The organism is Brevundimonas sp. TWP1-3 (assembly GCF_049896085.1).
Taxonomy (GTDB): Bacteria; Pseudomonadota; Alphaproteobacteria; order Caulobacterales; family Caulobacteraceae; genus Brevundimonas.
Genome location: NZ_JAFCTP010000001.1, coordinates 2367949 through 2385517 on the forward strand (window position 1 = coordinate 2367949; position 17569 = coordinate 2385517).

Annotated in this window: 18 protein-coding genes and 1 tRNA gene; 2 read left to right on the plus strand and 17 right to left on the minus strand. The window is 64.9% G+C overall.

Annotation, left to right across the window (positions count from 1 at the left end):
• Nucleotides 1-4: 4 nt before the first annotated feature.
• The 17 genes from nuoN to ACP693_RS11870 form a co-directional block, all read right to left on the minus strand.
• Nucleotides 5-1447, minus strand: coding sequence for an NADH-quinone oxidoreductase subunit NuoN (gene nuoN / locus ACP693_RS11790; RefSeq protein WP_426016676.1), 1443 nt, complete (start codon nucleotides 1445-1447; stop codon nucleotides 5-7).
• Between the two features lie 7 nt (nucleotides 1448-1454).
• Nucleotides 1455-2939, minus strand: coding sequence for an NADH-quinone oxidoreductase subunit M (locus tag ACP693_RS11795; RefSeq protein WP_426016674.1), 1485 nt, complete (start codon nucleotides 2937-2939; stop codon nucleotides 1455-1457).
• 4 nt (nucleotides 2940-2943) lie between these two features.
• The gene (gene nuoL / locus ACP693_RS11800) at nucleotides 2944-5061 is read right to left on the minus strand and encodes an NADH-quinone oxidoreductase subunit L (protein ID WP_426016672.1); all 2118 of its coding nucleotides are present in this window, start codon (nucleotides 5059-5061) and stop codon (nucleotides 2944-2946) included.
• A 2-nt stretch (nucleotides 5062-5063) separates the two neighbouring features.
• Nucleotides 5064-5372 (minus strand): NADH-quinone oxidoreductase subunit NuoK, encoded by a 309-nt coding sequence (nuoK, locus tag ACP693_RS11805; protein ID WP_135195887.1) that lies wholly within the window; start codon nucleotides 5370-5372, stop codon nucleotides 5064-5066.
• Complete coding sequence (locus tag ACP693_RS11810) at nucleotides 5372-5998, minus strand: NADH-quinone oxidoreductase subunit J (protein WP_426016670.1); 627 nt, start codon at nucleotides 5996-5998, stop codon at nucleotides 5372-5374. The genes nuoK and ACP693_RS11810 overlap by 1 nt, the downstream gene beginning before the upstream one ends.
• Before the next feature lie 74 nt (nucleotides 5999-6072).
• Nucleotides 6073-6564, minus strand: a complete 492-nt coding sequence (nuoI, locus tag ACP693_RS11815; protein WP_017503987.1) for an NADH-quinone oxidoreductase subunit NuoI — start codon at nucleotides 6562-6564, stop codon at nucleotides 6073-6075.
• A complete protein-coding gene (locus ACP693_RS11820) occupies nucleotides 6564-6755 on the minus strand; it encodes a hypothetical protein (RefSeq protein ID WP_426016668.1) in 192 nt (63 codons plus the stop codon). The genes nuoI and ACP693_RS11820 overlap by 1 nt, the downstream gene beginning before the upstream one ends.
• Nucleotides 6755-7828, minus strand: a complete 1074-nt coding sequence (nuoH, locus tag ACP693_RS11825; RefSeq protein WP_426016666.1) for an NADH-quinone oxidoreductase subunit NuoH — start codon at nucleotides 7826-7828, stop codon at nucleotides 6755-6757. Before nuoH ends, ACP693_RS11820 begins: the two co-directional genes overlap by 1 nt.
• A gap of 3 nt (nucleotides 7829-7831) precedes the next feature.
• Nucleotides 7832-9877: an NADH-quinone oxidoreductase subunit NuoG gene (gene nuoG / locus ACP693_RS11830; RefSeq protein ID WP_426016665.1), complete on the minus strand. Its 2046-nt coding sequence runs from the start codon at nucleotides 9875-9877 to the stop codon at nucleotides 7832-7834.
• Nucleotides 9877-10368, minus strand: a complete 492-nt coding sequence (locus ACP693_RS11835; protein ID WP_426016664.1) for a hypothetical protein — start codon at nucleotides 10366-10368, stop codon at nucleotides 9877-9879. Before ACP693_RS11835 ends, nuoG begins: the two co-directional genes overlap by 1 nt.
• A 2-nt stretch (nucleotides 10369-10370) precedes the next feature.
• Nucleotides 10371-11684, minus strand: a complete 1314-nt coding sequence (gene nuoF, locus ACP693_RS11840) for an NADH-quinone oxidoreductase subunit NuoF (RefSeq protein WP_159851109.1) — start codon at nucleotides 11682-11684, stop codon at nucleotides 10371-10373.
• A gap of 5 nt (nucleotides 11685-11689) precedes the next feature.
• The gene (locus ACP693_RS11845; protein WP_426016662.1) at nucleotides 11690-11953 is read right to left on the minus strand and encodes a hypothetical protein; all 264 of its coding nucleotides are present in this window, start codon (nucleotides 11951-11953) and stop codon (nucleotides 11690-11692) included.
• Nucleotides 11953-12630 (minus strand): NADH-quinone oxidoreductase subunit NuoE, encoded by a 678-nt coding sequence (gene nuoE / locus ACP693_RS11850; protein ID WP_426016660.1) that lies wholly within the window; start codon nucleotides 12628-12630, stop codon nucleotides 11953-11955. The genes ACP693_RS11845 and nuoE overlap by 1 nt, the downstream gene beginning before the upstream one ends.
• On the minus strand, nucleotides 12627-13805 hold the full coding sequence (locus ACP693_RS11855) for an NADH-quinone oxidoreductase subunit D (protein WP_346495527.1): 1179 nt from the start codon (nucleotides 13803-13805) through the stop codon (nucleotides 12627-12629). Before ACP693_RS11855 ends, nuoE begins: the two co-directional genes overlap by 4 nt.
• 83 nt (nucleotides 13806-13888) lie before the next feature.
• Nucleotides 13889-14518 (minus strand): NADH-quinone oxidoreductase subunit C, encoded by a 630-nt coding sequence (locus ACP693_RS11860; RefSeq protein ID WP_426016658.1) that lies wholly within the window; start codon nucleotides 14516-14518, stop codon nucleotides 13889-13891.
• Nucleotides 14515-15144: a NuoB/complex I 20 kDa subunit family protein gene (locus tag ACP693_RS11865; protein WP_159851101.1), complete on the minus strand. Its 630-nt coding sequence runs from the start codon at nucleotides 15142-15144 to the stop codon at nucleotides 14515-14517. Before ACP693_RS11865 ends, ACP693_RS11860 begins: the two co-directional genes overlap by 4 nt.
• Nucleotides 15114-15491 (minus strand): NADH-quinone oxidoreductase subunit A, encoded by a 378-nt coding sequence (locus tag ACP693_RS11870; protein ID WP_426016656.1) that lies wholly within the window; start codon nucleotides 15489-15491, stop codon nucleotides 15114-15116. Before ACP693_RS11870 ends, ACP693_RS11865 begins: the two co-directional genes overlap by 31 nt.
• Nucleotides 15492-15696: 205 nt before the next feature.
• On the opposite strand from ACP693_RS11870, the gene ACP693_RS11875 reads away from it, so the two are divergent.
• Both ACP693_RS11875 and ACP693_RS11880 read left to right on the plus strand, forming a co-directional pair.
• Nucleotides 15697-17328 carry an AbgT family transporter gene (locus ACP693_RS11875; RefSeq protein ID WP_426016654.1) on the plus strand — a complete coding sequence of 544 codons (1632 nt, stop codon included), beginning with the start codon at nucleotides 15697-15699 and terminating at the stop codon, nucleotides 17326-17328.
• A 96-nt stretch (nucleotides 17329-17424) separates the two neighbouring features.
• Nucleotides 17425-17501 (plus strand) — tRNA-Asp (locus ACP693_RS11880).
• The last annotated feature ends 68 nt before the right edge of the window (nucleotides 17502-17569 follow it).

The window sequence follows — 17569 nt, forward strand, 5'->3', positions numbered from 1 at the left end:
CGCCCTACCCGTTCCCGAAGCCGGCGCTCGCAACCTTGGTCAGCGGCTCCAGCCAGGTCAGGCCGACGATCACCAGCGGGAAGGCGAAGGCGGCGCAGGCCCAGCCGATCCACTTGGCCTCGACCGGCGCGGCATCCGTCGCGATGTCGTCCAGCGGCGCATCGAACCACATCAGCTTGAGGATGCGCAGATAGTAGAAGGCGGCGACGACCGAGGCGACCAGACCCGCGGCCGCGACAGGCCACAGACCCGCATCCGCGGCGGCGCCGAACACATAGTACTTGCCCCAGAAGCCCGAGAATGGCGGCATGCCCAGAACCGACAGCGACAGGATGGTCAGGGCCACGGCCGTCAGGGGACGATCCTTCTTCAGACCGGCGAGGTCGGCGATGCGACGGATCGGACGGCCCGACTTGGACAAGCTCAGCAGGATGGCGAAGAAGCCCAGTTGGTCGATGACATACAGGGTCATGAACATCAGCATGGCCTGCAGGCCTTCGGCCGTGCCTGCCGCAATGCCCAGCAGTGCGTAGCCGATGTTGGCGATCGACGAATAGGCCAGCAGACGCTGGATGTCCTTCTGCGCCAGGCCGCCGAAGGCGCCGACGACGAAGCTGATCAGGGAGATGGCGATCAGGACCTGCGACCATTGGGCGTGGGCGTCGCCGAAGCCGTGCTCCAGCGCGCGCGCGATCAGGACCATGGCGGCGACCTTGGGGGCCGTGGCGAACAGGGCCACGACGGGCGTCGGCGCGCCCTCATAGACGTCGGGCGTCCACATGTGGAACGGCGCAGCCGAAACCTTGAACGCCAGACCGCAGATCAGGAAGACCAGGCCGAAGACCAGGCCGGGACCGGGGTTGTCCTGGGCAAAGGCGGCGATGTCCTCGAACCGCATCGAACCGGCGAAGCCATAGATCAGGCTGGAGCCGTAGAGCAGCAGGCCCGACGACAGGGCGCCCAGAACGAAATACTTCAGGCCCGCTTCCGACGCCTTGACGTCGTTGCGGTGGAAGGCGGCCAGCACATAGAGCGCCAACGAATGCAGCTCGATCCCCACATACATGGAGATCAGGTCGCCCGAGGACGCCATCATCCCCATGCCGACCGAGGCCAGCACGATCAGGACCGGATATTCGAACTTGGCGATGCGCGTGCGCTTCATCCAGCCATCACCCAGCACGACCGCCACGGCGGCCGACAGATAGATCAGGCTCTTGGCGTAGATGGCCAGCGGATCGGCGACATAGGCGCCGTTGAAGGCGACGCCCCACGGGCCGACGATGGCGATGACCGACGCGGCGATCAGCAACAGGACCGACAGGATCGAGACCAGGCGGGCGCTCTTGTCGCCGATGAAGGCGCCCACCATCAGCAGGACCAGGGCGCCGACCGCGAGGGTGACTTCCGAGGCGGCGAGATGCAGGGCGGAGGACAAATCAGGCATTATGGTCTCACCCGCCGATCGCGGCGCGATAGGCGCTGGTCAGGGCCTCGACGGCAGGCCCGGTGTAATCGAGGACAGCGGCCGGATAGACCCCCAGCCAGATGGTGCCGATGATCAAGGGCACGAACAGCAGCAGTTCGCGCTTGTCGATGTCGGTGATGGTCTCAAGCTTCGGATTGGTGATCTCGCCGAACATGACCGCCCGGTAAAGGGTCAGCGCATAGACCGCAGAGAAGATCACACCCGAGGCCGCCACCAGAGCCGCCCAGGTCGAGGCCTGATAGGCGCCCGTCATGGTCAGCACTTCGCCGACGAAGCCCGAGGTGCCCGGCAGGCCGACGTTGGCCATGGTGAACATTAGGAAGATGGCCGCATACCAGGGCATCCGTGACGTCAGGCCGCCGTAGAAGGCGATCTCGCGGGTGTGCATCCGGTCGTAGACGACGCCGACGCACAGGAACAGCGCGCCCGAGATCAGACCATGGCTGATCATCTGGAAGATGGCGCCCTGCATGCCGACGTCATTGCCCGAGAAGATGCCCAGAGTGACGAAGCCCATGTGGGCAACCGACGAATAGGCGATCAGCTTCTTGATGTCCGTCTGACGCCAGGCGACCAGCGAGGTGTAGACGATGGCGATCACCGACAGGGTGAAGACCAGCGGGCGGAACATCTCGGACGCAACCGGGAACATCGGCACGTTGAACAGGATGAAGCCGTAGCCGCCCAACTTCAGCAGGATGCCGGCCAGGATAACCGAGCCCGCCGTCGGCGCCTGGACGTGGGCGTCGGGAAGCCAGGTGTGGACCGGCCACATCGGCATCTTGACCGAGAACGAGGCGAAGAAGGCCAGCCATAGCAGCGGCTGAACCGCCGGGTCGAAGGCGTATTGCTTCAGCTCGGGGATGCTGGTGGTGCCGGCTTCGTGGGCCATCCACAGCATGGCCAGCAGCATCAGGACGGACCCCAGCAGGGTGTAGAGGAAGAACTTGTAGGCGGCGTAGATCCGGTTCGCCCCGCCCCAGATGCCGATGATCAGGAACATCGGCACCAGCGTGCCTTCGAAGAAGATGTAGAACAGGAACAGGTCCAGCGACGTGAACACGCCGATGACCAGCGTCTCCAGCACAAGGAAGGCGATCATATATTCGACGACACGCGTATCGATCGACTTCCAGCTGGCCAGGATGCAGATCGGCATCAGGAAGGCGGTCAGCATCACGAACAGGATCGAGATTCCATCGACGCCCAGGTGATAGCTCGCGCCCGCGAACCACGGGACGAACTCCACGAACTGATAGCCGGTGTTCGACGGATCGAAGCTGGCGACCAGCACGACCGAAACGGCCAGGGTGACCAGGGTGGTGACCAGGGCGATCCAGCGCGCGGCCGGAGCGGCGGCGTCGGCCGACTTGAAGGTCAGCCGGGCGACGAAGAGCGCCAGGGCCCCGATCAGGGGCAGGAATGTAACGAGGCTCAGGATGTAGGGCACGAGATCAGGCTCCCCACGCGAGGATGGCGAAGGTGAGCAGACCGGCGACCCCCAGCAGCATCACGAAGGCATAATGATAGACATAGCCGGACTGGATCTTGGCCAGTCGAGCGGCGGATTTCAGCGACACCCAGGCAGCGCCGTTCGGACCGAGACCATCGATGATCTTCATGTCGAAGATCTTCCAGAAGACGTCGCCGATGGCCTTGAAGCCGCGCACGAAGACGAAGTCGTACAGCTCGTCGAAATACCACTTGTTGTAGAGGAAGCGGTAGATGACGCCGTTCCGCTCGGCCATGCGTCGGCCCATGCCTTCGCGAGCGACATAGATCCAGTAGGCGAAGGCCGTGCCGGTCAGGGTCAGGATCAGCGGCGACCACTTCACCCAGGTCGGGACGTCGTGGCTCTCGTGCAGGACGTGGTTGTTTTCTCCGGTGAAGATCGCTCCGCGCCAGAACTCGACCTCGTGGTGGCCGATGAAGTGCGGCGCGAAGACGAAGCCGGCGGCGACGGCGCCGACCGACAGCAGGATCAGCGGAACCAGCATCACCCACGGGCTCTCGTGCGGCTTCAACGGGCCATGATGACCGTGGTCGTCGTGGGCGTGATCGTCATGCGCGCCGTGCGCGACGGCGTGGCCGTGATCGTCCGCGTCGGGCAGCGGCTCAGAGTGCGTCTCCAGTTGCGCGTCCGTGGCGTGATCGTCGGCGTGGTGCGCGCCCTCTTCCTTCCACACCGGCTTGTTGTGGAAGGTCATGAAGACCAGGCGCCACGAATAGTAGGCCGTCAGACCGGCGGCGATGATGCCGACGAAGAAGGCGAACAGACCGATGGCCGAATGACCCGAGGCCGCCGAGGCGTAGGCGCTCTCGATGATCGAGTCCTTGGAATAGAAGCCGGCGAAGCCGCCGACGCCGGGGATGCCCAGGCCGGTGATGGCGATGGTGCCGATGGTCATCACCGCATAAGTGACCGGCAGCAGCTTCCACAGTCCGCCCATCTTCCGCATGTCCTGCTCGTGATGCATGCCGTGGATCACCGAACCGGCGCCCAGGAACAGCAGGGCCTTGAAGAAGGCGTGCGTGAACAGGTGGAACATGGCGGCCTGATAGGCGCCGACGCCCGCCGCGAAGAACATGTAGCCCAGCTGCGAACAGGTCGAATAGGCGATGACTCGCTTGATGTCGTTCTGGGTCAGGCCGACGGTCGCGGCGAACAGGGCCGTGATCGCGCCGATGATGGCGATGATCTGCGACGCGCCCGGCGCATACTCATAGATCGGCGACAGCAGGCAGACCATGTAGACGCCCGCGGTCACCATGGTGGCGGCATGGATCAGGGCCGACACGGGCGTCGGGCCTTCCATCGCGTCCGGCAGCCAAGTGTGCAGGAAGAACTGGGCCGACTTGCCCATGGCGCCGATGAACAGCAGGAACCCGGCCAGATCCAGGGCGGACCATTGGACGCCCAGGAACTCCCACGTCGTGTTCGCCTTGGTGGCGATCATCGGGAACAGTTCAGCGAACTCGATCGTGCCGTACATCCAGAAGATCGTCATGATCCCCAGGACGAAGCCGAAGTCGCCGACGCGGTTGACGACGAAGGCCTTGATGGCGGCGGCGCTGGCCGTCGGCTTCTTGAACCAGAAACCGATCAGCAGATAGGACGCCAGACCCACGCCTTCCCAGCCGAAGAAGATCTGCATGAAGTCTGCGGCCGTCACCAGCGCCAGCATCATGAAGGTGAACAGCGACAGATAGGCGAAGAAGCGCGGCCGGCTGTCGTCCTCGGCCATATAGCCCCAGGAATAGAGGTGGACCAGCGACGAGACGCTGGTGACCACGATCAGCATGGTCGCCGACAGGGCGTCGATGCGGATCGACCAGGCCGACTGGAAGTCGCCGACATTGATGAAGGGCGCCAGGCGAATGGTGAAGGGTTCCATATGGCCCCAGGTCCATTGCCCGAACACCGTCCAGGCGACGGCGCACGAGAAGAACAGCAGGCCGGTCGTGACGGCCTGCGACGGGATGTTGCCTATGCGGCGTCCGAAGAAGCCGGCGATGGCCGCACCCAGCAGCGGGGCGAAGATCCCGAGAATGACGAGGGTATGGAAAGTCACGCTCAACCCTTCATCACGGAGGCGTCGTCGACGGCGATGTCGCCGCGGTTACGGAAGAAGGTCACCAGAATGGCCAGGCCAACTGCGGCCTCGGCTGCGGCAACGGTCAGTACGAACATCGCCATGATCTGCCCGCTGATGTCGTTCAGATAGGTCGAGAAGGCGACGAAGTTGATGTTCACCGCCAGCAGGATAAGCTCGATCGACATCAGGATGATGATGACGTTCTTGCGGTTCACGAAGATGCCGAACACCCCGATGGTGAACAGGATCGCGGCGACCGTCAGATAGTGGGTCAGACCGATGTCCATCAAAGAAGCTCCTCGGCGCTCACGCCCTCGCCCGTCGCGGCAGGCTTGATCTCGACCGACTTGCGACGGTCGCGGTTCACCTGATCGCCGGGGTTCTGGCGTTTGATGTGCGGCTTGTGGCGCAGCGTCAGGGTGATGGCGCCGATCATCGCGATCAGCAGCACGATCCCGGCCGCCTGGAAGAAGTAGACGTAGTCCGTGTAGAGCACGCGACCGATGGCCTCGACATTGGTGACGCTGGCGTCCGGCGCGCCGGGAGCCGGAAGACCGGCGGCAGCGCCGCCCTGGACCACGGCGACCGAGACGATGATCATTTCCACCAGCAGCACGGCGGCGATGATCGCCCCCAGCGGCAGATAGCGCGCGTAACCTTCGCGCAGCTTCAGGAAGTCCACGTCCAGCATCATGACGACGAACAGGAACAGCACCGCGACCGCGCCGACATAGACGACGACCAGCAGCATCGCCAGGAACTCGGCGCCCAGCAGGACGAACAGACCGGCCGACGAGAAGAAGGCCAGGATCAACCACAGCACGCTGTGCACAGGGTTGCGCGCGGTCACGACCAGAAGGCCGGAAACCGTGGCGACCGCCGCCAGCAGATAGAAGGCTATGCCTTGCAGCATGTCGGGACGAAGCCCCTTTCGTATCGGCCGCGACCCCTTTTTGGAATCGTCGGCCCGTTCAAGCGAGATGCGCCTTAGCGGTAAGGCGCGTCGAGTTCCAGATTCTTGGCGATCTGCCGTTCCCAGCGGTCGCCGTTATCGAGCAGACGTTGCTTGTCGTAGAGCAGCTCCTCGCGCGTCTCGACGGCGAATTCGGAGTTGGGCCCCTCGACGATGGCGTCCACCGGGCAGGCCTCCTGACACAGGCCGCAGTAGATGCATTTGACCATGTCGATGTCGTAACGGGTCGTGCGGCGGCTGCCGTCGGCGCGCGGTTCGGCCTCGATGGTGATGGCCTGGGCCGGGCAGATGGCCTCGCACAGCTTGCAGGCGATGCAGCGTTCCTCCCCGTTCGCATAGCGACGCAACGCGTGCTCGCCGCGGAAGCGGGGCGACTGCGGATTGCGCTCGAACGGGTAGTTCACCGTCATCTTGGGACGGGCCATGTATTTCAGCGACAGACCGATGGCGCCGATGACGTCCAGCATCATCGCGCCCTTGGTCGCCTGGACGATACGGGTGAACATCAGGGCTTATCCTTGGGGGCGGGCGTCGTCTTGGGGGCGGTCTGGGGGGCGGTCTGGCTGGCGCGCCAGTCCTGTTCGATGCGGTCCTGGCGTTGCTGCCACTGATAGCTCGACTCGGGCATGCGCGTATTGTCGGGCGCGCAGGCGGCGGTCAGCGTCAGCAGGCCGAAAGCGATGACAAGACCCTTCATCACGACCCCACCACGAAGACGCGCCAGGCCGAGACGATCACGACTGCGACCAGAGACGTCGGCAGGAAGATCTTCCAGCCCAGGCGCATCAGTTGGTCATAGCGATAGCGCGGCACAAAGGCCTTCACCATCGAGATACAGACGAACCAGAAGACCGTCTTGATCATGAAGGTCAGCAGATAGATCGCATAGGCGATCCAGGCCGGCAGCCCATCCATCCAGGCCTGCGGCACGCCGGGGTTCCAGCCGCCGAAGAACAGCAGGCTGATCATCGCCGACATGAAGACGATGTTGACGTACTCGCCCATCATGAACAGCAGGTACGGGGTCGAGCTGTATTCAACCTGATAACCGGCGACCAGTTCGGACTCGGCCTCGGGCAGGTCGAACGGCGGGCGGTTGGTCTCGGCCAGGGCCGAGATGAAGAAGATGATCGACATCGGGAACAGGATCACGACCAGCGGCCAGGTGTCGGCGCCGCCGCCGAAGCCGTACCAGTTCCAGAACATGCCCTTCTGGCTGTCGACGATGGCCGACAGGTTCATGGTGCCGGCCAGCAGGATCACATTGATGATGATCAGGCCCAGCGAGACTTCATAGGACACCATCTGGGCCGCCGAACGCAGCGAGCCCAGGAACGGATACTTCGAGTTCGAAGCCCAGCCGCCCATGATGATGCCGTAAACGCCCAGCGACGAGACCGCGAAGATGTACAGGATGCCGACGTTCAGGTCCGACACCACCCAGCCGGGCGCGAACGGAATGACCGCCCAGGCCATGAAGGCCAGGATGACGGTGATGATCGGGGCGATGATGAAGACCGCCTTGTCCGCACCGGCCGGGATCACGACCTCCTTCAGCACGAACTTGATCATGTCCGCGAAGGACTGAAGCAGGCCGAAGGGACCGACGACGTTCGGACCCTTGCGCATCTGCACGCCCGCCCAGACCTTGCGGTCGGCCAGCAGCAGGAAGGCGACGGCGATCAGCACGCCGACCGTGATCAGCAGAACCTGACCGACGGTGATCAGCGTCCAGCCCAGAGGCGTGGCCCAGAAGGAAACGGGGTCCATGGCTTACTCCGCCGCCATTGCGACCGGGGCGATCCGCAGGGCGGACAGCTCGGCCATCGTCGCGCTGGCGCGCGCTATCGGATTGGAAAGATAGGGATCGGTGATCGCCGAGGCGAAGATCCGGTCGCCCAGGTCGCCCTTGGCGCCCAGGGTCGCCACGTCGAACGCCGCCGGCGCGGGCAGATAGTCGATCCGGCCGAAGGTCGGATGATCGCCCATCAGCTTGGCGCGCAGCTGCTCCAGCGTGTCGTAAGGCAGGGTCTGATCGACGCGAGCCGACAGGGCGCGGATGATGGCCCAGTCTTCCTTGGCCTCGCCCTTGGGGAAGACGACGCGTTCGGCCATCTGCACCCGGCCCTCGGTATTCACATACAGGCCCGACTTTTCGGTATAGGCCGCCCCCGGCAGGATCACATCGGCGCCGTGCGCCCCACGGTCGCCGTGGCTGCCCAGATAGACGCGGAAGGCGTTCGAACCGGTCGGATCGACCTCGTCGGCGCCCAGCAGGAACAGCACGTCCAGCGCGCCCGGCTTCAGCATCTCGGCGACCGTCAGGCCGCCTTCAGCCGGCACAAAGCCCATGTCCAGACCGGCGACGCGCGATGCGGCGTGGTGCAGGACGTTGAAGCCGTTCCAGCTGTCGGTCACGACGCCGACCTTCTTGGCCAGTGCGCCCAGAGCGTTCAGGACGGCCGGGCCGCCCTCCCCGTTCAGCGCGCCGGATCCGACGATGATCGCCGGACGCTCGGCCTTGGTCAGGAAGTCCATCGCCGACTTGGGCAGCTTGCCCAGGGTCTGCGAACCGGCGCCCAGATAGGCGTAGTCGAAGGTCAGATCGGCCTGTTCGCCGATCAGGCCGATCTCGACGTCGCCCTTGATCCAGCTCTTGCGCAGACGGGCGTTCAGCAACGGCGCCTCGATGCGCGGGTTCACACCCACGATCAGGATGGCGTCAGCCTTTTCAATGCCTTCCAGGCCGGTGTTGAACAGCCAGCCCTCACGCGGACCATAGCCCAGGGCGGCGCCGTCCTGGCGGCAGTCGGTGTTGTTCGAACCCAGGGCGCGGAACAGGTCCAGCGTCGCCTTCATCGACTCGGCGTCCTGCAGGTCGCCGGCGATCACGCCGATCCGGTCGGCCGGGGCCGCCTTCAGCTTGGCGGCGACGGCGTCCAGCGCCTCGTTCCATGAGGCGGCGCGCAGCTTGCCGTTCTCACGAATCCACGGGCGGTCCAGGCGGCGCGCGGTCAGGCCGTCGACGACATAGCGGCTCTTGTCCGACAGCCACTCCTCGTTGATGCCCTCGTTGACCCGCGGCAGCACGCGCATCACCTCGGAGCCACGGAAGTCGGCGCGGATGTTCGAGCCCAGGGCGTCCATGACGTCGATGGTCTCGGTCTTCTTCAGTTCCCACGGACGATAGTGGTACTGCCACGGACGGTGCGTCAGGGCGCCGACCGGGCACAGGTCGTTGACGTTGCCCGACAGTTCCGAGGCGACCGACTTCTCCAGATAGGTCGTGATCTCAGCATCCTCGCCGCGCGAGATCATGCCGATGTCCGGCACGCCGGCGACTTCGGTGATGAAGCGGACGCAGCGCGTGCACTGGATGCAGCGCGTCATGAAGGTCTTGATGGTCGGACCCATGACCTTTTCTTCGACGGCGCGCTTGTTCTCGGCATAGCGAGAGCCGTCGCGGCCATAGCCCATGGCCTGGTCCTGCAGGTCGCACTCGCCGCCCTGGTCGCAGATCGGGCAATCCAGCGGGTGGTTGATGAGCAGGAACTCCATCACCCCTTCGCGGGCCTTCTTGACCATCGGCGTGTCGGTGAAGATTTCTTGGCCCTCGGCGGCCGGAAGCGCGCACGACGCCTGCGGCTTCGGCGGTCCGGGCTTCACCTCGACCAGGCACATGCGGCAGTTGCCGGCGATGGACAGGCGTTCGTGGTAGCAGAAGCGCGGAATCTCTTGTCCCGCGCGCTCGGCGACCTGGAGCACGGTCATGCCGGGCTCGAACTCGGTTTCGACGCCGTTGACCTTGGCGACTGGCATCAGCGGGCCTCTTCTTCAGCGGGAACGGCCAGTTCGGCCTGTTCCGTGGTCCCATCCGGGAGCGTCTGTGTGATGGTGATCGTGTCGCCGTCCATGACGTAACGGATCACCGGGTCGCCCGACTGGTTCATCCAGCGAACGAGCGTTGCATCGGGCAGATCGAGCGGTTTCCACACGATCAGATCGTTTTCCACACGGCAGTCGGCGCGCATTCGCCCGCCATCGACCGGCGCGCGCCACGAGGCGTGGACCACGCCGTTCTCGACGCCGTCGACGGCGACCGCCGACGGCTCCTGGCCATGCACCTGGGCCAGACCGGCCTGGCACACGCGGCGCAGTTCGCCGACGGTCAGAACCTTGGGCGCCGTCTGCACGGCGTCCGAAGCCTTGACCTCGGCCGACACCTTTTCCGCAGGCGTGGGCGCAGCTTCACGCTCGCCGCAGGCGGCGAGAGCGAAGGCTCCGATCACGATGGCGGGCGAAAGGCGCATTCCTACTCCGCGGCGATCGCATGGCCGGCGAAGTTCGCGCGGCGGCTGCGGTAGTTGGCGATGCGGTCTTCGATCTCGTGACGGAAGTGACGGATCAGGCCCTGCACCGGCCAGGCGGCGGCGTCGCCCAGGGCGCAGATGGTATGGCCCTCGACCTGGCTGGCGACGTCCAGCAGCAGGTCGATCTCCGACGGATCGGCCTCGCCCACGGCCATCCGCTCCAGCACGCGCCACATCCAGCCGGTGCCTTCACGGCACGGCGTGCACTGGCCGCAGCTCTCGTGCTTGAAGAAGTAGCTGATGCGGGCGATCGCCTTCACGATGTCGGTCGACTCGTCCATGACGGTGACGCCGGCCGTTCCCAGCGATGAGCGAACCTCGCGCATGGAATCGAAGTCCATCAGGACCGTCTCGGCCTGCTCGCGCGTGATGACCGGGCAGGACGCGCCGCCAGGGATGATGGCTTTCAGATTGCCCCAGCCGCCGCGAACGCCGCCGCCGTGATCCTCGATCAGCTGACGCAGCGGGATCGACATGGCCTCTTCGACGACACACGGCGTGTTCACGTGCCCCGACAGTGACATCAGCTTGGTGCCGGTGTTGTTCGGACGACCGAAGCTGGCGAACCAGTCGGCGCCGCGACGCAGGATGGTGCCGACGACGGCAATGGACTCGACGTTGTTCACCGTGGTGGGGCAGCCGTACAGGCCCGCACCGGCCGGGAACGGCGGCTTCAGACGCGGTTGGCCCTTCTTGCCTTCCAGCGATTCCAGCAGGGCCGTCTCTTCGCCGCAGATATAGGCGCCGGCGCCGTGGTGGATATAGACGTCGAAGTCCCAGCCGTGGACGTTGTCCTTGCCGATCAGCTTGCCTTCGTAGGCCTGCTTGACGGCGGCTTCCATCCGCTCGCGCTCCAGCACGTATTCGCCGCGCAGGTAGATGTAGCAGGCATGGGCCTGCATCGCGAAGCTGGCGATTAGCGCGCCTTCGATCAGCAGGTGCGGATCATGACGCATGATCTCGCGGTCCTTGCAGGTCGCGGGCTCGGATTCGTCGGCGTTGATGACCAGGTAGTGAGGACGGTCCTTCACTTCCTTGGGCATGAACGACCACTTCAGGCCCGTCGAGAAGCCCGCGCCGCCACGGCCGCGCAGACCCGAGGCCTTGACGTTGTTGATGATCCAGTCGCGGCCAAGGTCCAGCATGTCCTTGGTGGCGTTCCACGCGCCGCGATTCTTCGCCCCGTCCAGCGTCCAGTCCTGGAAGCCGTACAGGTTGGTGAAGATGCGATCCTTGTCTTCGAGAATGCCGATCATGGCCCTCAGAGTCCTTCCGCCAGACGGCGCTTGTGGTGGCGGGTGCGCATCCAGATGGCCGCGATGACCATCACCCAGCCCGCCGCCAGCATGAAGTAGGAGAGATTGACCGCCCACGGCCCGACCGCGCCCTGACGCGACATCAGGATCAGCACGGCGGCGCCGACGACCATGGCCAGTCCGCCCGCGCGCAGCGGACGCCCGACATTGCGCAGTTCCTTGCGATAGGCCGCACGGCCTTCGTCGGTGCTCAGATCAGGCGGCGCCATCAGGCCGGCGCCCTCTCAACCGGCGCCGGGTCGCTGTTCGGCAGCTTCTTGATCGGCTTGGCGGCCGAGCCGTCATAGAGTTTGGCGTCCAGCAGCGTCTTGGCGCCGCCCGCCGGTTCCGACGTGACGCGACCGGCATAGGAACCCGGCTTCGGCGTCTTGCCGGCGGCGAAATCGTCGATGATCTGGCCGATCGTCTCGGGCGTCAGGTCTTCGAAATAGTAGTCGTTGATCTGGGCCATCGGCGCGTTCGAACATGCGCCCAGGCATTCGACTTCCTGCCAGGTGAAGCGGCCGTCGGCGGACAGGTGATCCTTGGGACCGATCTTGTCCTTGCAGACCTTCATCAGCTCATTGGCGCCGCGCAGCATGCACGGCGTGGTGCCGCACACCTGGATCAGCGCCGTTTTGCCGACCGGCTCCAGCATGAACATGGTGTAGAAGGTCGCGACCTCCAGCACCCGGATGAAGGGCATGCCCAGCAGTTCGCCGACGGCGCGGATGGCGGGTTCGGAGACCCAGCCTTCCTGCTTCTGCACCAGCCACAGGATCGGAATCACCGCCGACTGGCGACGGCTTTCCGGGTATTTCCTGATCCACCACTCGGCCTTGGCCGTCGTGTCGGCCGAAAAGGAGAACGAGGCCGGCTGTTCCTTGGCGAGACGACGAACGCTCATCGGTCCACTTCTCCGAAAACGATGTCGAGCGAGCCCAGGATGGCGGACACGTCGGCCAGCTGGTGACCGCGGTTCATCCAGTCCATCGCCTGCAGCGAGCGGAAGCCCGGCGCCGAGATCTTCACGCGATAGGGTTTGTTGGTGCCGTCCGACACCAGATAGATGCCGAACTCGCCCTTGGGCGCTTCGACCGAGGCGTAGACCTCGCCCTCGGGCGTCTTGAAGCCCTCGGTGTACAGCTTGAAGTGATGGATCAAAGATTCCATCGACCGCTTCATCTCGCCACGGCGCGGCGGAACGATCTTGTTGTCCTCGATCATCACCGGCTCGCCGGGGCAGTTGCGCAGTTTATGGATGCATTGCTCCATGATCCGCACCGACTGCTTCATCTCTTCGATGCGCACCAGATAGCGGTCCCAGCAGTCGCCGTTCTTGCCGACGACGACGTCGAACTCCAGCTCGGCATAGCACTCGTACGGCTGCGACTTGCGCAGGTCCCAGGCGATGTTCGACCCACGCAGCATCACGCCGGTGAAGCCCCACTCCAGGGCCTGCTGCTTGGACACCACGCCGATGTCGACGTTGCGCTGCTTGAAGATGCGGTTCTCGGTGACCAGGCTTTCGATGTCCTTCAGCGCCGGGGGGAACTCGTGGCACCAGCGGCCGATGTCGTCGATCAGGTCCATCGGCAGGTCCTGGTGGACGCCGCCGGGACGGAAGTAGTTGGCGTGCAGACGGGCGCCGCAGGCGCGCTCGTAGAACACCATCAGCTTTTCGCGCTCCTCGAAGCCCCAGAGCGGCGGCGTCAGGGCGCCGACGTCCATGGCCTGGGTCGTCACGTTCAGCATGTGCGACAGGATGCGGCCGATTTCCGAATACAGGACGCGGATCAGTTGCGCCCGGTAAGGCACCTCGATGCCCAGCAGCTTTTCGATGGCCAGGCAGAAGGCATGCTCCTGGTTCATCGGCGCGACGTAGTCGAGGCGATCCAGATACGGCACGTTCTGCAGATAGGTGCGCGCCTCCATCAGCTTCTCGGTGCCGCGGTGCAGCAGGCCGATGTGCGGATCGACGCGTTCGACGATCTCGCCGTCCAGCTCCAGCACCAGACGCAGCACGCCGTGCGCGGCCGGGTGTTGCGGACCGAAGTTGATGGTGAACTTGCGGTCTTCCATGTCGCGCGCGTGGGCGGTGCGCGTGTCGAGTTCGTCCTCGAACACATCGACGCCCAGCGGCAGGGTGGGGTTTCCGTCAGCCATTACGCCTGGCCTCCCGCCTTCTCGTCGCCCGGCAGGACCGGCGCGGGGTATTCGGCGCCTTCCCAGGGCGACAGGAAGTCGAACGTGCGAAACTCTTGCGTCAGCTTGACCGGCTCATAGACCACGCGGCGCTGTTCCTCGTCGTAGCGGACCTCGACATAGCCCGTCATCGGGAAGTCCTTGCGAAGGGGATGCCCCTCGAAGCCGTAGTCCGTCAGCAGGCGACGCATATCCGGGTGGCCCGAGAACAGCATGCCGTACATGTCGTAGGCTTCGCGCTCGAACCAGTTGGCGGCCGGATAGGCCGAAATGACCGAGGGCACCGGCTGGTTCTCATCGGTGGACACCTTGACGCGCAGGCGCGCGTTCCGCGTCATCGACAGCAGATGATAGACGACCTCGAACCGCTCCTTGCGATCCGGGTAGTCCACGCCGCAGAGGTCCAGCAGCTGCTGGAAACCGAACTGATCGCGCAGCGCGGTCAGCACCTCGACGATCCGCTCGCGCGGCGCGACCAGCGTCAGCTCGCCGAATGCGATCTGCGCCTCAACACCCAAGGCGCCGACCATCTCCGCGCCCAGCGGCGTCAGGGCGGCTTCGTGTTGCGCTTGAACAGCCAGAGACGTCATCGGTCGATCGTCCCCGTGCGACGGATCTTCTTCTGCAGTTGCAGTAGGCCGTAAAGCAGCGCTTCCGCCGTCGGCGGGCAGCCGGGCACATAGACGTCCACCGGCACGACGCGGTCGCAACCGCGAACGACGCTGTAACTATAGTGGTAGTAGCCGCCGCCGTTGGCGCAGCTGCCCATCGACACGACGTAACGCGGGTCGGGCATCTGGTCGTAGACCTTGCGAATGGCCGGGGCCATCTTGTTGGTCAGGGTGCCGGCGACGATCATCAGGTCCGACTGACGCGGGCTGGCGCGGGGCGCCATGCCGAAGCGCTCGACGTCGAAACGCGGCATCGACATCTGGATCATCTCGACGGCGCAGCAGGCCAGGCCGAAGGTCATCCACATCAACGAGCCGGTGCGGGCCCAGTTGATGACGTCGTCGGCGGCGGCGACCAGATAGCCCCGCTCGCCGAGTTCCATGTTCACGGCCTCGAAGAACTTGTCGTGGACCTTGGGGTCATAGCCCTCGACGGTCGAACGCGCGGCGGCGCCGGCCGGAACCAGCGGCGCGCCGGAAGCCGTGACCAGGGTCGTCGGCGTGGAAGTGGCGACTACTCCCATTCCAGGGCTCCCTTCTTCCACTCGTAGATAAAGCCGATGGTCAGCACGCTCAGGAAGACCATCATCGACCAGAAGGCGAAGATCATGCTGCCGTGCGACAGGTCGAACATCGACACCGCCCACGGGAACAGGAAGGCGACTTCCAGGTCGAAGATGATGAACAGGATCGACACCAGATAGAAGCGGATGTCGAACTTCATGCGCGCATCGTCGAAGGCGTTGAACCCGCACTCATAGGCCGAAAGCTTTTCGGAATCCGGATTCTTCGGCGCCAGCAGCAGCGGCAGCGCGATGAACAGGATGCTGATCAGGCCGGCGACGCCCGCGAAGATGACCACCGGAAGATATTCGAGAAGGAATGCGTTCATTCGAAGAACCTCGTCCGCCGGGGAGAGGCGGGATTCGGCGCTTCTTAGACCCAAGAACGTCGCCGTTCAAACCCCTGCGGACATTGGCTTTTCATTGAGAATGGATCGCAAGTTTCTGCGCCATATGTCGCAGGCCCGACGCTTGCGCGGCTGGCGTCCGCAAAGCCCTATTGCGGGCCTGATCGTGTAACCGAAAGTCATCCGAATGAGCGCAGCCAGCCGCGCCCTGAACGCCGTGGAGCGGATCGGGAATCGCCTGCCCGATCCCGTCTTCCTGTTCCTTTGGCTGATTGCCGGACTCATCGTCCTCAGCATGGTCGGCGCGGGCCTGGGGTGGTCCGCCGTCAATCCGGTGACCGGCGATCAGTTGGTCGCCAAGAGCCTGCTGTCGCCTGAGAACCTGGGCCAGCTGATTATTGGCATGCCGCGCACCCTGGCCGACTTCCCGCCGCTGGGGATCGTCATCACCATTATCTATGGCGCATCGGTCGCCGAGCGGACGGGCCTGTTCGCCACGGCCATTCGCGGCGCCCTGCTGAACGCGCCGCGCGCCATACTGACGCCGATCGTCGTCGTCACCGGCATGGTGTCCCACCACGCGTCGGACGCGTCCTATGTGGTCGTCATTCCCCTGGCGGCCGTCATCTTCGCCGCGGCGGGCCGCAACCCACTGGCCGGCCTCGCAGCCGGTTTCGCCGCCGTCTCGGGCGGATACGCCGGCAATCTGTTTCCTGGGGCCAGCGATGCGCTGATCCTGGGCATTACGGAGCCCGCCGCTCAACTGATCGACCCGTCCTATTCGGTGAACATCGCCGGCAACTGGTTCTTCATCGTGGGCGTGGTGTTCGTCTTCACCCCCATCGTCTGGTTCCTGACGGATCGCGTGATCGAGCCGCGCCTAGGCGTCTGGAAGCCGGCTGAGGGCGTCGCCGCCCCCAACGCCACGGAAAAACAGCCCCTGACCGCCGCCGAGAAGCGCGGCCTGCGGTTCGCCGGCCTGGCGGTTCTGGGCATGATCGCCCTGTGGGCCACGCTGACCTTCCTGCCCGGCTCGCCGTTCGTCGATCCCGAGGTCGATCCGGAGCAGAAGTTCAATCCGCTCTACAAGTCCCTGGTCGCCTTCTTCGCAATCACCTTCTTCGTCGCCGGTGGGGCCTATGGCGCCGGGTCCGGGACGATCAAGTCGCACCGCGACATGGTGACGATGATGCGCGACGGCATCGCCCAGCTGGCGCCCTATATCGTGCTGGCCTTCTTCGCCGCCCACTTCGTGGCCATGTTCAACTGGTCGGGCCTGGGACCGATCCTGGCGGTGAACGCGGCCGCCGGACTGAAGACCCTGGCCCTGCCCGCTCCGCTGCTGCTGATCTGCGTCGTCTTCGTCTCATGCTTCTTCGACCTGTTCATCGGCTCGGCCTCGGCCAAATGGTCGGCCCTGGCGCCCATCGTCGTGCCCATGTTCATGCTGCTGGGCATTTCGCCCGAGATGACGACGGCCGCCTATCGGATGGGCGATTCGGTCACCAATATCGCTACGCCCCTGATGAGCTACTTCCCGCTGATCCTGACCTTCGCCCAGCGTTGGGATCCGCGATTCGGCCTGGGATCGCTGATGGCGACCATGCTGCCCTATGCCGGGGCCTTTCTGGTCGCAGGCCTCGCCATGGTGGCGGCCTGGGTCGCCTTCGACCTGCCGCTGGGGCCGGGCGTCGGCGTCCACTATGAGCCGCCCGCCCCGGCCGTGGCCGCTCAGGAGCCGTTGAGCGGCGGCCTGGCGGGCCCGCACAGCCCGCCCCAGGCGGCGATCGTCACCCCGTCCACAGCCCCGTCGCGTTGAGGGTCGCGTTTCTCCGAAAAGGTCGCTTGACGCGATGTGCCAGCCCGCCTAAACGACGCCCCTCGCCGGGGCGCACAGCCGCTTCGGCCGGGAAACGCGGGTGTAGCTCAGTTGGTTAGAGTGCCGGCCTGTCACGCCGGAGGTCGCGGGTTCGAGCCCCGTCACTCGCGCCACTTCTTTTCCAGACATTGCAAAAAGAAGTGGCGCGCCCCCGTTTCGGAACGCGCCTTAATTCAATCGC